The sequence below is a fragment of the Pseudomonas sp. Cab53 genome, assembly GCF_018325965.1.
In the GTDB taxonomy this organism is placed as follows: Bacteria; Pseudomonadota; Gammaproteobacteria; order Pseudomonadales; family Pseudomonadaceae; genus Aquipseudomonas; species Aquipseudomonas chlororaphis_E.
The window spans coordinates 5,559,296-5,572,616 of sequence record NZ_AP021902.1 but is presented as its reverse complement, the minus strand read 5'-3'; the positions used below and the strand labels follow the sequence as shown (position 1 = coordinate 5,572,616).

Annotated in this window: 10 protein-coding genes, 6 tRNA genes and 3 rRNA genes; all 19 read left to right on the top strand. The window is 53.4% G+C overall.

The features are described from left to right. The first annotated feature begins 435 nt into the window (after positions 1-435). The 19 genes from KI241_RS24555 to rplL all read left to right on the top strand — a co-directional run bounded on the left by KI241_RS24555 (position 436) and on the right by rplL (position 13,137). A 16S ribosomal RNA gene (locus tag KI241_RS24555) occupies positions 436-1,972 on the top strand. A 123-nt stretch (positions 1,973-2,095) separates the two neighbouring features. Then, positions 2,096-2,172, top strand: a tRNA-Ile gene (locus KI241_RS24550). A gap of 30 nt (positions 2,173-2,202) precedes the next feature. Continuing rightward, positions 2,203-2,278, top strand: a tRNA-Ala gene (locus KI241_RS24545). Between the two features lie 246 nt (positions 2,279-2,524). Next, a 23S ribosomal RNA gene (locus KI241_RS24540) occupies positions 2,525-5,414 on the top strand. 137 nt (positions 5,415-5,551) lie between these two features. After that, positions 5,552-5,667 (top strand): 5S ribosomal RNA (rrf, locus tag KI241_RS24535). Together the 16S, 23S and 5S rRNA genes with 2 tRNA genes alongside form the textbook arrangement of a ribosomal RNA operon. Before the next feature lie 131 nt (positions 5,668-5,798). Continuing rightward, positions 5,799-6,755 carry a bifunctional biotin--[acetyl-CoA-carboxylase] ligase/biotin operon repressor BirA gene (gene birA / locus KI241_RS24530; protein ID WP_042732898.1) on the top strand — a complete coding sequence of 319 codons (957 nt, stop codon included), beginning with the start codon at positions 5,799-5,801 and terminating at the stop codon, positions 6,753-6,755. Then, entirely contained in the window at positions 6,745-7,494 is a 750-nt protein-coding gene (locus KI241_RS24525) for a pantothenate kinase (protein ID WP_042732897.1), read from the top strand. The genes birA and KI241_RS24525 overlap by 11 nt, the downstream gene beginning before the upstream one ends. Positions 7,495-7,501: 7 nt before the next feature. Continuing rightward, positions 7,502-7,957: a hypothetical protein gene (locus KI241_RS24520; RefSeq protein ID WP_042732896.1), complete on the top strand. Its 456-nt coding sequence runs from the start codon at positions 7,502-7,504 to the stop codon at positions 7,955-7,957. Positions 7,958-8,099: 142 nt separating this feature from the next. Further along, positions 8,100-8,184: transfer RNA gene (locus KI241_RS24515), tRNA-Tyr, on the top strand. Between the two features lie 25 nt (positions 8,185-8,209). Further along, a tRNA-Gly gene (locus KI241_RS24510) sits at positions 8,210-8,283 on the top strand. A gap of 26 nt (positions 8,284-8,309) precedes the next feature. After that, positions 8,310-8,385: transfer RNA gene (locus tag KI241_RS24505), tRNA-Thr, on the top strand. Positions 8,386-8,470: 85 nt separating this feature from the next. Next, positions 8,471-9,664 (top strand): elongation factor Tu, encoded by a 1,194-nt coding sequence (gene tuf / locus KI241_RS24500; protein ID WP_047736380.1) that lies wholly within the window; start codon positions 8,471-8,473, stop codon positions 9,662-9,664. A gap of 53 nt (positions 9,665-9,717) precedes the next feature. Further along, positions 9,718-9,793, top strand: a tRNA-Trp gene (locus KI241_RS24495). Positions 9,794-9,837: 44 nt separating this feature from the next. Further along, positions 9,838-10,206, top strand: a complete 369-nt coding sequence (gene secE / locus KI241_RS24490; protein ID WP_003186101.1) for a preprotein translocase subunit SecE — start codon at positions 9,838-9,840, stop codon at positions 10,204-10,206. Between the two features lie 9 nt (positions 10,207-10,215). Further along, positions 10,216-10,749 (top strand): transcription termination/antitermination protein NusG, encoded by a 534-nt coding sequence (gene nusG, locus KI241_RS24485; RefSeq protein WP_010443972.1) that lies wholly within the window; start codon positions 10,216-10,218, stop codon positions 10,747-10,749. Between the two features lie 117 nt (positions 10,750-10,866). Further along, positions 10,867-11,298 carry a 50S ribosomal protein L11 gene (rplK, locus tag KI241_RS24480; RefSeq protein WP_003176435.1) on the top strand — a complete coding sequence of 144 codons (432 nt, stop codon included), beginning with the start codon at positions 10,867-10,869 and terminating at the stop codon, positions 11,296-11,298. Beyond that, the gene (gene rplA, locus KI241_RS24475; protein ID WP_003186095.1) at positions 11,298-11,993 is read left to right on the top strand and encodes a 50S ribosomal protein L1; all 696 of its coding nucleotides are present in this window, start codon (positions 11,298-11,300) and stop codon (positions 11,991-11,993) included. The genes rplK and rplA overlap by 1 nt, the downstream gene beginning before the upstream one ends. Before the next feature lie 199 nt (positions 11,994-12,192). Continuing rightward, positions 12,193-12,693, top strand: coding sequence for a 50S ribosomal protein L10 (gene rplJ, locus KI241_RS24470; protein WP_003206099.1), 501 nt, complete (start codon positions 12,193-12,195; stop codon positions 12,691-12,693). A 78-nt stretch (positions 12,694-12,771) separates the two neighbouring features. Beyond that, complete coding sequence (gene rplL / locus KI241_RS24465; protein WP_047739312.1) at positions 12,772-13,137, top strand: 50S ribosomal protein L7/L12; 366 nt, start codon at positions 12,772-12,774, stop codon at positions 13,135-13,137. Positions 13,138-13,321 lie beyond the last annotated feature (184 nt).

Sequence of the window (13,321 nt, the reverse complement as noted above, 5' to 3'; positions counted from 1 at the left end):
GTTCATCGAAGTCCGGAAGTCGTGGATAAGGCGCTGTAGTTTGGCTTTATCAACGGTTCGATCCTCTCGGTCGAAAGCGGTGAAAAAGAGGTGTTGACAGCAGCGAACAACGCTGTAGAATTCGCCTCCCGCTAACGAGAGATCGAAAGCGCAAGTGGTTGAAGTTGTTAGTGTTTCCCACGGGAAACTTTGAAAAACTTCTTAAATAACCGCTTGACAGCAACACCAGGCGCTGTAGAATGCGCGCCTCGGTTGAGACGAAAGAATCAACCACCGCTCTTTAACAGCTGAATCAAGCAATTCGTGTGGGTGCTTGTGGAGTCAGACTGCTAGTCAACAGATTATCAGCATCACAAGTTACTCCGCGAGAAATCAAAGATGTAACCAACGATTGCTGAGCCAAGTTTAGGGTTTTCTCAAAACCCAAAGATGTTTGAACTGAAGAGTTTGATCATGGCTCAGATTGAACGCTGGCGGCAGGCCTAACACATGCAAGTCGAGCGGTAGAGAGGTGCTTGCACCTCTTGAGAGCGGCGGACGGGTGAGTAATGCCTAGGAATCTGCCTGGTAGTGGGGGATAACGTTCGGAAACGAACGCTAATACCGCATACGTCCTACGGGAGAAAGCAGGGGACCTTCGGGCCTTGCGCTATCAGATGAGCCTAGGTCGGATTAGCTAGTTGGTGAGGTAATGGCTCACCAAGGCGACGATCCGTAACTGGTCTGAGAGGATGATCAGTCACACTGGAACTGAGACACGGTCCAGACTCCTACGGGAGGCAGCAGTGGGGAATATTGGACAATGGGCGAAAGCCTGATCCAGCCATGCCGCGTGTGTGAAGAAGGTCTTCGGATTGTAAAGCACTTTAAGTTGGGAGGAAGGGTTGTAGATTAATACTCTGCAATTTTGACGTTACCGACAGAATAAGCACCGGCTAACTCTGTGCCAGCAGCCGCGGTAATACAGAGGGTGCAAGCGTTAATCGGAATTACTGGGCGTAAAGCGCGCGTAGGTGGTTCGTTAAGTTGGATGTGAAAGCCCCGGGCTCAACCTGGGAACTGCATTCAAAACTGTCGAGCTAGAGTATGGTAGAGGGTGGTGGAATTTCCTGTGTAGCGGTGAAATGCGTAGATATAGGAAGGAACACCAGTGGCGAAGGCGACCACCTGGACTGATACTGACACTGAGGTGCGAAAGCGTGGGGAGCAAACAGGATTAGATACCCTGGTAGTCCACGCCGTAAACGATGTCAACTAGCCGTTGGGAGCCTTGAGCTCTTAGTGGCGCAGCTAACGCATTAAGTTGACCGCCTGGGGAGTACGGCCGCAAGGTTAAAACTCAAATGAATTGACGGGGGCCCGCACAAGCGGTGGAGCATGTGGTTTAATTCGAAGCAACGCGAAGAACCTTACCAGGCCTTGACATCCAATGAACTTTCCAGAGATGGATTGGTGCCTTCGGGAGCATTGAGACAGGTGCTGCATGGCTGTCGTCAGCTCGTGTCGTGAGATGTTGGGTTAAGTCCCGTAACGAGCGCAACCCTTGTCCTTAGTTACCAGCACGTTATGGTGGGCACTCTAAGGAGACTGCCGGTGACAAACCGGAGGAAGGTGGGGATGACGTCAAGTCATCATGGCCCTTACGGCCTGGGCTACACACGTGCTACAATGGTCGGTACAGAGGGTTGCCAAGCCGCGAGGTGGAGCTAATCCCATAAAACCGATCGTAGTCCGGATCGCAGTCTGCAACTCGACTGCGTGAAGTCGGAATCGCTAGTAATCGCGAATCAGAATGTCGCGGTGAATACGTTCCCGGGCCTTGTACACACCGCCCGTCACACCATGGGAGTGGGTTGCACCAGAAGTAGCTAGTCTAACCTTCGGGGGGACGGTTACCACGGTGTGATTCATGACTGGGGTGAAGTCGTAACAAGGTAGCCGTAGGGGAACCTGCGGCTGGATCACCTCCTTAATCGACGACAGCAGCGGCTCCATGAGCTCCCACACGAATTGCTTGATTCATTGAAGAAGACGATTAGAAGCAGCTTTAAGCTCCAAGCTGATAGCGCACGCTAACAGTTACAAGCTCGAAATTGGGTCTGTAGCTCAGTTGGTTAGAGCGCACCCCTGATAAGGGTGAGGTCGGCAGTTCGAATCTGCCCAGACCCACCAATTTTGTGTGGGAAACGCCTGTAGAAATACGGGGCCATAGCTCAGCTGGGAGAGCGCCTGCCTTGCACGCAGGAGGTCAGCGGTTCGATCCCGCTTGGCTCCACCACTACTGCTTCTGAGACTGAAAGCTTAGAAATGAGCATTCCATCGACGCGATGGTGAATGTTGATTTCTGGTCTTTTGACTGGATCGTTCTTTAAAAATTTGGGTATGTGATAGAAAGATAGACTGAACGTTACTTTCACTGGTAACGGATCAGGCTAAGGTAAAATTTGTGAGCGTTCTTAATTGAGCATGCAAATTTTCGGCGAATGTCGTCTTCACAGTATAACCAGATTGCTTGGGGTTATATGGTCAAGTGAAGAAGCGCATACGGTGGATGCCTTGGCAGTCAGAGGCGATGAAAGACGTGGTAGCCTGCGAAAAGCTTCGGGGAGTCGGCAAACAGACTGTGATCCGGAGATGTCTGAATGGGGGAACCCAGCCATCATAAGATGGTTATCTTGCACTGAATACATAGGTGCAAGAAGCGAACCAGGGGAACTGAAACATCTAAGTACCCTGAGGAAAAGAAATCAACCGAGATTCCCTTAGTAGTGGCGAGCGAACGGGGACTAGCCCTTAAGCTTCTTTGATTTTAGCGGAACGCTCTGGAAAGTGCGGCCATAGTGGGTGATAGCCCTGTACGCGAAAGGATCTTAGAAGTGAAATCGAGTAGGACGGAGCACGAGAAACTTTGTCTGAATATGGGGGACCATCCTCCAAGGCTAAATACTACTGACTGACCGATAGTGAACTAGTACCGTGAGGGAAAGGCGAAAAGAACCCCGGAGAGGGGAGTGAAATAGATCCTGAAACCGTATGCGTACAAGCAGTGGGAGCAGACTTTGTTCTGTGACTGCGTACCTTTTGTATAATGGGTCAGCGACTTATTTTCAGTGGCGAGCTTAACCGAATAGGGGAGGCGTAGCGAAAGCGAGTCTTAATAGGGCGTCTAGTCGCTGGGAATAGACCCGAAACCGGGCGATCTATCCATGGGCAGGTTGAAGGTTAGGTAACACTGACTGGAGGACCGAACCGACTACCGTTGAAAAGTTAGCGGATGACCTGTGGATCGGAGTGAAAGGCTAATCAAGCTCGGAGATAGCTGGTTCTCCTCGAAAGCTATTTAGGTAGCGCCTCATGTATCACTGTAGGGGTAGAGCACTGTTTCGGCTAGGGGGTCATCCCGACTTACCAAACCGATGCAAACTCCGAATACCTACAAGTGCCGAGCATGGGAGACACACGGCGGGTGCTAACGTCCGTCGTGAAAAGGGAAACAACCCAGACCGTCAGCTAAGGTCCCAAAGTTATGGTTAAGTGGGAAACGATGTGGGAAGGCTTAGACAGCTAGGAGGTTGGCTTAGAAGCAGCCACCCTTTAAAGAAAGCGTAATAGCTCACTAGTCGAGTCGGCCTGCGCGGAAGATGTAACGGGGCTCAAACCATACACCGAAGCTACGGGTATCACGTAAGTGATGCGGTAGAGGAGCGTTCTGTAAGCCTGTGAAGGTGAGTTGAGAAGCTTGCTGGAGGTATCAGAAGTGCGAATGCTGACATGAGTAACGACAATGGGTGTGAAAAACACCCACGCCGAAAGACCAAGGTTTCCTGCGCAACGTTAATCGACGCAGGGTTAGTCGGTCCCTAAGGCGAGGCTGAAAAGCGTAGTCGATGGAAAACAGGTTAATATTCCTGTACTTCTGGTTATTGCGATGGAGGGACGGAGAAGGCTAGGCCAGCTTGGCGTTGGTTGTCCAAGTTTAAGGTGGTAGGCTGAAATCTTAGGTAAATCCGGGGTTTCAAGGCCGAGAGCTGATGACGAGTTACCCTTTGGGTGACGAAGTGGTTGATGCCATGCTTCCAAGAAAAGCTTCTAAGCTTCAGGTAACCAGGAACCGTACCCCAAACCGACACAGGTGGTTGGGTAGAGAATACCAAGGCGCTTGAGAGAACTCGGGTGAAGGAACTAGGCAAAATGGCACCGTAACTTCGGGAGAAGGTGCGCCGGTGAGGGTGAAGCACTTGCTGCGTAAGCCCACGCCGGTCGAAGATACCAGGCCGCTGCGACTGTTTATTAAAAACACAGCACTCTGCAAACACGAAAGTGGACGTATAGGGTGTGACGCCTGCCCGGTGCCGGAAGGTTAATTGATGGGGTTAGCTAACGCGAAGCTCTTGATCGAAGCCCCGGTAAACGGCGGCCGTAACTATAACGGTCCTAAGGTAGCGAAATTCCTTGTCGGGTAAGTTCCGACCTGCACGAATGGCGTAACGATGGCGGCGCTGTCTCCACCCGAGACTCAGTGAAATTGAAATCGCTGTGAAGATGCAGTGTATCCGCGGCTAGACGGAAAGACCCCGTGAACCTTTACTATAGCTTTGCACTGGACTTTGAATTTGCTTGTGTAGGATAGGTGGGAGGCTTTGAAGCGTGGACGCCAGTCTGCGTGGAGCCATCCTTGAAATACCACCCTGGCAACTTTGAGGTTCTAACTCAGGTCCGTTATCCGGATCGAGGACAGTGTATGGTGGGTAGTTTGACTGGGGCGGTCTCCTCCTAAAGAGTAACGGAGGAGTACGAAGGTGCGCTCAGACCGGTCGGAAATCGGTCGTAGAGTATAAAGGCAAAAGCGCGCTTGACTGCGAGACAGACACGTCGAGCAGGTACGAAAGTAGGTCTTAGTGATCCGGTGGTTCTGTATGGAAGGGCCATCGCTCAACGGATAAAAGGTACTCCGGGGATAACAGGCTGATACCGCCCAAGAGTTCATATCGACGGCGGTGTTTGGCACCTCGATGTCGGCTCATCACATCCTGGGGCTGAAGCCGGTCCCAAGGGTATGGCTGTTCGCCATTTAAAGTGGTACGCGAGCTGGGTTTAGAACGTCGTGAGACAGTTCGGTCCCTATCTGCCGTGGACGTTTGAGATTTGAGAGGGGCTGCTCCTAGTACGAGAGGACCGGAGTGGACGAACCTCTGGTGTTCCGGTTGTCACGCCAGTGGCATTGCCGGGTAGCTATGTTCGGAAAAGATAACCGCTGAAAGCATCTAAGCGGGAAACTTGCCTCAAGATGAGATCTCACTGGGGCCTTGAGCTCCCTGAAGGGCCGTCGAAGACTACGACGTTGATAGGCAGGGTGTGTAAGCGCTGTGAGGCGTTGAGCTAACCTGTACTAATTGCCCGTGAGGCTTGACCATATAACACCCAAGCAATTTGCGCTTAGAAAGCCAGATTGCGGTGTGGTGAAGACGAAACAAACCGAAAGTTTGCGGCTCACACCCGATCACATACCCGATTTGCTGGAACGCTGAAAAGCGCGCTGGCTCAAGAATTTCTTGACGACCATAGAGCATTGGAACCACCTGATCCCATCCCGAACTCAGAAGTGAAACGATGCATCGCCGATGGTAGTGTGGGGTTTCCCCATGTGAGAGTAGGTCATCGTCAAGATTAAATTCCGAAACCCCAATTGCGAAAGCAGTTGGGGTTTTGTTTTGCCCGCAGGAAAGTCATTTTGTGTTTCTATGCAACCGTCTTGCGCATGGCTATCATGCGGGCCTCATTGTCAGGGCGCAGTCCGCATGCTCACGTTGCTAAAACTTCTCAAGGACGGTCGCTTTCATTCGGGTCAGGCGCTGGGTGCTGCGCTGGGTATCAGTCGTAGTGCTGTCTGGAAGCAACTACAGCACTTGGAGGCAGACTTGGGTCTATCGGTTCATAAGGTCCGAGGTAAGGGGTACCAGTTGGCCAAGCCGCTGTTGCTTCTGGATGTGGCGCAAATCTGTGCAAATGGCCTCTGTGAGTGGTCTGTTCATGTATTCGATTCCATCGACTCCACCAACGCCGAGGCGCTGCGTTCCATCGAGCGTGGTGTCCAGGCGCCGTTCCTGGTTCTGGCTGAGAGGCAGATAGCCGGGCGCGGTCGTCGCGGTCGCAAGTGGGTCAGTCCGTTTGCAGACAATCTCTATCACAGCCTGGTGTTGCGCATTGACGGTGGCATGCGTCAGATAGAAGGGCTGAGCCTCGTTGTAGGGCTTGCTGTCATGCATGCGCTGCGCGACATGGGAATTGCGGAAGCGGCATTGAAATGGCCCAACGACGTCCTGGTGGGTGACAAGAAGATCGCTGGCATCCTGCTTGAGTTGGTGGGAGATCCGGCGGATGTTTGTCATGTGGTTCTGGGTGTAGGAATTAACGTGAATATGCGCTCGACTGACGAGGTCGATCAGCAGTGGACATCCATGAGTCTTGAGTCGGGTCGAGATTTTGATCGCAATGAGCTTGTGGCTCGCTTGGGTGCGAAGCTTCAGCAATATCTGGCGCTTCATCATGAGGCGGGGTTTGCTGCGATCCAATCGGAGTGGGAGAGGTTTCACTTGTGGCAGGGGCGGGCTGTGTCGCTAATCGCTGGAGTCAATCGAATCGACGGCGTTGTCATGGGGATCGATCACCAAGGTGCGCTGCGTTTGAAGGTGGATGGTGTGGAAAAAACATTTAGCGGCGGTGAGCTCAGCTTGAGGTTGCGTGATGATTCTTGAGCTCGATTGCGGCAATAGTTTTATCAAGTGGCGTGTACTTCGCTCAGATGCAGTAACGCCTATTGAAGGAGGTGTTGTCAGCTCTGATGGCGATCTGTTGGTGAGCTTGAAGGATGCCGAAAAATTCCAGTTGAAGAAGTGTCGGCTGGTGAGTGTTCGGACGCCGGAAGAAACTGATTCGCTGGTTGCCATGTTGGTTAACGCATTTGGTGTGTCCGTGGTTCGTGCCATACCTACTCGCGAGATGGCGGGCGTGCGAAACGGCTATGAAGACTTTGAACGGTTGGGTCTGGATCGATGGCTAGCCCTTCTCGGCGGATACCATCTTGCTGCAGGTGCATGCCTGGTGCTTGATTTCGGTACGGCGATCACCGCCGATTTCGTGGCGGCAGATGGTGAGCACCTCGGAGGGTTTATCTGTCCTGGTATGCCGTTGATGCGTAACCAATTGCGCACCCATACTCGGCGAATTCGCTACGACGATACTGCCGCTGAGCGGGCCCACGAGAGCCTCGCTCCTGGTCGCACGACCGTCGAGGCTGTGGAGCGTGGTTGTTTGCTGATGCTCAGGGGCTTCGTCCTGACTCAGCTTGAGCTCGCGCGGCAATATTGGGGGCAGGACTTCGTGGTGTTCCTCACCGGAGGCGATGCCAATCTTGTTTCCGGCGTTGTCCCTGGTGCCAGAGTGGTGCCTGACTTGGTTTTTGTCGGGCTGGCGATGGCCTGTCCTTTATCTTGAGGTTTCTATGCGCTGGCTGTTTCTGTTATTGCTGGTTTTGAATGTCTTTTATTACGTTTGGCACCAGCAAGAGGCGCCCCTCCGAGCCAAGGATGTCACTCCGCTGAGTTTGTATCGTGGCTCCCAGCAAGATATTCATCTCTTGAGCGAAACAGCAGATGCGCTTGCCCGGCGCGACTCTACAAGCGCTGAGGCGCAAAAAACTTCGTGCGTCTACCTGGGTGGTTTGGCGCGTCCGGAAATGGCCAGGCAATTGGAGCAGCGCCTGGCGGCATCGGGTGTCGTAGCTCGTCCCGTGACATTGGGCGTGCAAAACTCATCTGAGAATGCTGGTTTCTGGGTTCAGGTTTCGCCAGACAGCGGTGCGAAGGTGAATGAAACCCTGGTTCAAAACCTTTCTAAAGAATTCAATGAGTTAAAACATAAAATAATGCCTTGTGAGGGGGTTGCACCTGCTGGGTAGTTTGCATAGAATGGCGCCCGCTTCGCAGTGAAGACCTTTACCGGTTGGCACGTCGAAGCGTAGTCAACGCAGCTAACCTCAGGTTTTTAATGAGAAAATGCTTGACAGAAGGCTGGCATGATATAGAATGCCGGCTCGCTTAGGAGGGGTTCCCGAGCGGCCAAAGGGATCAGACTGTAAATCTGACGTCTACGACTTCGAAGGTTCGAATCCTTCCCCCTCCACCAGTTTCTAGCGTGAGCTGCAGGCTCCGCGGGTATAGTTTAGTGGTAGAACCTCAGCCTTCCAAGCTGATGATGCGGGTTCGATTCCCGCTACCCGCTCCAAACTTGCAGGTCGTGCAAAGTGTTTCGCTCTTGTAGCTCAGTTGGTAGAGCACACCCTTGGTAAGGGTGAGGTCAGCGGTTCAAATCCGCTCAAGAGCTCCATATAACAAGGCAGATATGAAAATATCTGCCTTTGTTTTAATGGCTTGTGTGACTCGCTAAATTTCTTCTCCTAAGGGTGATTTCGATGGCTAAGGAAAAGTTCGAACGTAATAAGCCGCACGTCAACGTGGGTACCATTGGTCACGTCGACCACGGTAAAACCACTCTGACCGCTGCTCTGACCCGTGTCTGCTCCGAAGTTTTCGGTTCGGCCAAGGTTGACTTCGACAAGATCGACAGCGCCCCGGAAGAGAAAGCTCGCGGTATCACCATCAACACCGCTCACGTTGAATACGATTCGTCCGTGCGTCACTACGCACACGTTGACTGCCCAGGTCACGCCGACTACGTAAAAAACATGATCACCGGTGCTGCCCAGATGGACGGCGCGATCCTGGTTTGCTCGGCCGCCGATGGTCCGATGCCACAAACCCGTGAGCACATCCTGCTGTCCCGTCAGGTAGGCGTTCCGTACATCGTTGTCTTCCTGAACAAGGCTGACATGGTTGACGACGCTGAGCTGCTGGAACTGGTTGAGATGGAAGTGCGCGACCTGCTGAGCACTTACGACTTCCCAGGTGATGACACTCCAATCATCATCGGTTCGGCTCTGATGGCCCTGAACGGCCAAGACGACAACGAAATGGGCACCAGCGCTGTGAAGAAGCTGGTTGAAACTCTGGACAGCTACATCCCAGAGCCAGAGCGTGCTATCGACAAGCCGTTCCTGATGCCAATCGAAGACGTCTTCTCGATCTCCGGTCGCGGTACTGTTGTGACTGGTCGTGTTGAGCGTGGCATCGTCCGCATCCAGGAAGAAGTTGAGATCGTCGGTCTGCGCGACACTCAGAAAACTACCTGCACCGGCGTTGAAATGTTCCGCAAGCTGCTCGACGAAGGTCGTGCTGGCGAGAACTGCGGTGTGCTGCTGCGCGGCACCAAGCGTGACGACGTTGAGCGTGGCCAGGTTCTGGTCAAGCCAGGCACCGTCAAGCCGCACACCAAGTTCACCGCAGAAGTTTACGTTCTGAGCAAGGAAGAAGGCGGTCGTCATACTCCGTTCTTCAAAGGCTACCGTCCACAGTTCTACTTCCGTACAACTGACGTGACTGGTAACTGCGAGCTGCCAGAAGGCGTTGAAATGGTAATGCCAGGTGACAACATCCAGATGACTGTCACTCTGATCAAGACTATCGCGATGGAAGACGGTCTGCGTTTCGCTATCCGTGAAGGCGGTCGTACCGTCGGCGCTGGCGTCGTAGCCAAAGTCATCGAGTAAACAGTTGTAATGTCTTTTTCGGGCCGGCATAATGGTCGGCCTGATTTTGTTTTAGGTCAGTAGCTCAATTGGCAGAGCGACGGTCTCCAAAACCGTAGGTTGGGGGTTCGATTCCCTCCTGACCTGCCAGATTCACTCGGTGTGTCTGGCTTTCTTTTCACAGGATCTGATAGATGACTCCTAAAGCTGAAGCTCAAGGCTCTCGCTTCGATCTGCTTAAGTGGCTAGTGGTAGTCGCTTTGGTGGTTGTTGGCGTTGTTGGCAATCAGTATTACTCTGCTTCGCCGATCCTGTACCGCGTACTTGCATTGCTCGCCATTGCTGCCGTTGCTGCCTTCGTTGGTCTGCAGACAGCCAAGGGCAAGTCTTTCTTTGTACTCGCTAAGGAAGCTCGCACCGAGATTCGTAAAGTCGTATGGCCGACTCGCCAAGAGACCACGCAGACCACGCTGATTGTCGTGGCTGTTGTCCTGGTCATGGCGTTGCTGTTGTGGGGTCTTGATTCCCTGCTCGGTTGGCTTGTTTCCTTGATTGTTGGCTAAGGGTGTCCCGTGGCTAAGCGTTGGTACGTTGTGCATGCTTACTCGGGTTACGAGAAGCATGTCATGCGCTCGCTGATTGAGCGCGTAAAGCTGGCTGGCATGGAAGACGGCTTTGGCGAGATTCTGGTCCCCACTGAAGAAGTGGTTGAGATGCGTAATGGCCAGAAGCGCAAAAGTGAACGCAAGTTCTTTCCAGGCTACGTGCTGGTACAGATGGATATGAACGAAGGGACTTGGCACTTGGTCAAGGATACCCCTCGGGTGATGGGTTTCATTGGCGGTACCGCTGATAAGCCTGCGCCAATTACTGACAAAGAGGCAGAAGCCATTCTGCGTCGTGTTGCTGATGGTAGCGACAAGCCTAAGCCGAAAACGCTGTTTGAGCCGGGTGAAGTGGTTCGCGTCACCGACGGTCCATTCGCCGACTTTAACGGTACGGTTGAAGAAGTTAACTACGAAAAGAGCCGGATCCAAGTGGCAGTGCTCATTTTCGGACGCTCTACTCCGGTAGAGCTCGAGTTCAGTCAGGTCGAAAAGGTCTGATTGAGCAGGCATCCCAACCCCGCAGCCCTAGGCTGTGGGGTTTTGTCGTCACTGGGATAAACGCGCAAGTAACCGGGGAGCCTTTCGAGGCGTTCGAACCCGTAATTGGAGTGCCTCATGGCCAAGAAGATTACCGCTTACATCAAGCTGCAAGTGAAGGCCGCTCAGGCTAACCCAAGCCCACCTGTTGGTCCTGCTCTGGGTCAGCACGGCGTGAACATCATGGAATTCTGCAAGGCTTTCAACGCCCGTACTCAGGGTCTTGAGCCAGGTCTGCCGACTCCAGTGATCATCACTGTCTACAGCGACCGTAGCTTCACTTTCGAAACAAAAAGCACCCCTGCTTCGGTTCTGCTGAAGAAGGCTGCAGGTTTGACCAGCGGTTCCGCTCGTCCAAACACCGTTAAGGTTGGCACCGTTACCCGTGCTCAGCTGGAAGAAATCGCGAAAACCAAAAACGCGGATCTGACTGCAGCTGATATGGATGCAGCCGTGCGTACTATCGCCGGTTCTGCTCGTAGCATGGGCCTTAACGTGGAGGGTGTGTAATGGCTAAGCTGACCAAGCGTCAAAAGGCTATCGCCGGCAAAATCGAAGCAGGCAAGGCCTACAACTTTGTAGACGCCGCCGCTCTGCTGGCTGAGCTGTCGACTGTCAAGTTCAGCGAGTCGTTCGACGTTGCTGTAAACCTGGGCGTTGACCCACGTAAATCCGACCAGGTCGTTCGTAGCGCTACCGTGCTGCCACACGGCACTGGCAAGACCGTTCGTGTTGCCGTGTTCACCCAGGGTCCAGCGGCTGAAGCTGCTCTGGCTGCTGGCGCTGACCGCGTAGGCATGGACGATCTGGCTGCTGAAATGAAGGGCGGCGACCTGAACTACGACGTAGTGATCGCATCCCCGGATGCCATGCGCGTTGTGGGTCAGTTGGGTCAGATCCTCGGTCCACGTGGTCTGATGCCTAACCCTAAAGTCGGCACCGTAACACCAGACGTAGCTACCGCGGTCAAGAACGCCAAGGCTGGTCAGGTTCGTTATCGCACCGACAAAAACGGCATCATCCACACTTCCGTTGGCAAGATCGGCTTCGACGCCGTCAAGCTGAAGGAAAACGTTGAAGCCCTGATCGCTGATCTGAAGCGTATCAAGCCAGCTTCCTCGAAAGGTATCTACGTCAAGCGCGTTACCCTGAGCACCACCATGGGCCCAGGTCTGGTCATCGATCAGAGCTCGCTCGACGCGTAAGACTTAAGGTTGGCGCAAGCAATTGCGTCAATCGAAAAATTGGGGTCCCTGCCTGGCGGGGGCTGTCCAAGACCGTAGGCGACGCAAGTCTTAAACCACAAGCCTACGCAGATGGTGCTCCCGGTTCCTTACCGAATCAGACACCAAAACGACATTCGGTTCCGACCGAATGAAACGGTAACAAGCAGGAGTTAAACCCGTGGCAATTAAACTCGAAGACAAGAAGGCCATCGTCGCTGAAGTCAACGAGGCTGCCAAAGCTGCTCTGTCCGCTGTCGTGGCTGATGCCCGTGGCGTAACAGTAGGCGCAATGACCGGACTCCGTAAAGAGGCTCGTGAAGCTGGCGTTTACGTACGTGTAGTACGTAACACCCTGCTCAAGCGCGCTGTTGCTGACACTGAATACAGTGTTCTCAACGACGTGTTCACCGGCCCGACCTTGATCGCGTTCTCCACCCAACATCCTGGCGCTGCTGCCCGTTTGTTCAAGGAATTCGCCAAAGGTCAGGACAAGTTCGAGATTAAGGCAGCTGCGTTCGAGGGCAAGTTCCTCGCAGCTAACCAGATCGACGTACTGGCAACTCTGCCGACCCGTGACGAAGCAATTTCTCAGCTGATGAGCGTGATTCAAGGCGCAACCAGCAAATTGGCTCGTACTCTGGCGGCATTGCGCGACCAGAAAGAAGCTGCCGCAGCCTAAGGCTCGACACTCCTTTCCGCGTTTTTTGTTTATTTCGATGGTCGCGTAGGCCGTCCCCCAATCCAGGAATTTAGATTCATGTCTATCTCTCAAAACGATATCCTCGAAGCCGTTGGCAACATGTCCGTAATGGAAGTTGTTGAGCTGATCAAAGCTTTCGAAGAAAAATTCGGCGTTACCGCTGCTGCTGCTTCTGCCGGCCCAGCTGTTGCTGTTGCTGCTGCTGAAGAGCAAACCGAGTTCAACGTTATCCTGACCGCCGCTGGCGAGAAGAAAGTTAACGTGATCAAGGCTGTTCGTGAGCTGACCGGTCTGGGCCTGAAAGAAGCCAAGGAGAAGGTTGACACCGCTCCTCAGGTCATCTCCGAAGGCGTTACCAAAGAAGTTGCTGAAGACGCCAAGAAGAAGCTGGAAGAAGCAGGCGCTGCTGTCGAAATCAAGTAATTTCGACCTTGCGTCTCCAGCCCGAGCGTTAAGCGACAGGCTGATGGCTGGTGGCTCTTGCCACCGGCCTTTTTCCGTTATTGGCAGCCGACTGGGTTGGTGCTGGTAACGAGCTGTAACCACCCGATGTGGTGGCGCAAACCATGGGGTTTGCACGATTTTCTGGCTGCTCCCGTCGGGAGAG

Coding starts and splice junctions, on each gene's coding strand:
- rplA (WP_003186095.1), top strand. CDS start 11,298: ATGGCTAAGCTGACCAAGCGTCAAAAGGCTATCGCCGGCAAAATCGAA.
- rplL (WP_047739312.1), top strand. CDS start 12,772: ATGTCTATCTCTCAAAACGATATCCTCGAAGCCGTTGGCAACATGTCC.
- rplK (WP_003176435.1), top strand. CDS start 10,867: ATGGCCAAGAAGATTACCGCTTACATCAAGCTGCAAGTGAAGGCCGCT.
- tuf (WP_047736380.1), top strand. CDS start 8,471: ATGGCTAAGGAAAAGTTCGAACGTAATAAGCCGCACGTCAACGTGGGT.
- KI241_RS24520 (WP_042732896.1), top strand. CDS start 7,502: ATGCGCTGGCTGTTTCTGTTATTGCTGGTTTTGAATGTCTTTTATTAC.
- secE (WP_003186101.1), top strand. CDS start 9,838: ATGACTCCTAAAGCTGAAGCTCAAGGCTCTCGCTTCGATCTGCTTAAG.
- KI241_RS24525 (WP_042732897.1), top strand. CDS start 6,745: ATGATTCTTGAGCTCGATTGCGGCAATAGTTTTATCAAGTGGCGTGTA.
- birA (WP_042732898.1), top strand. CDS start 5,799: ATGCTCACGTTGCTAAAACTTCTCAAGGACGGTCGCTTTCATTCGGGT.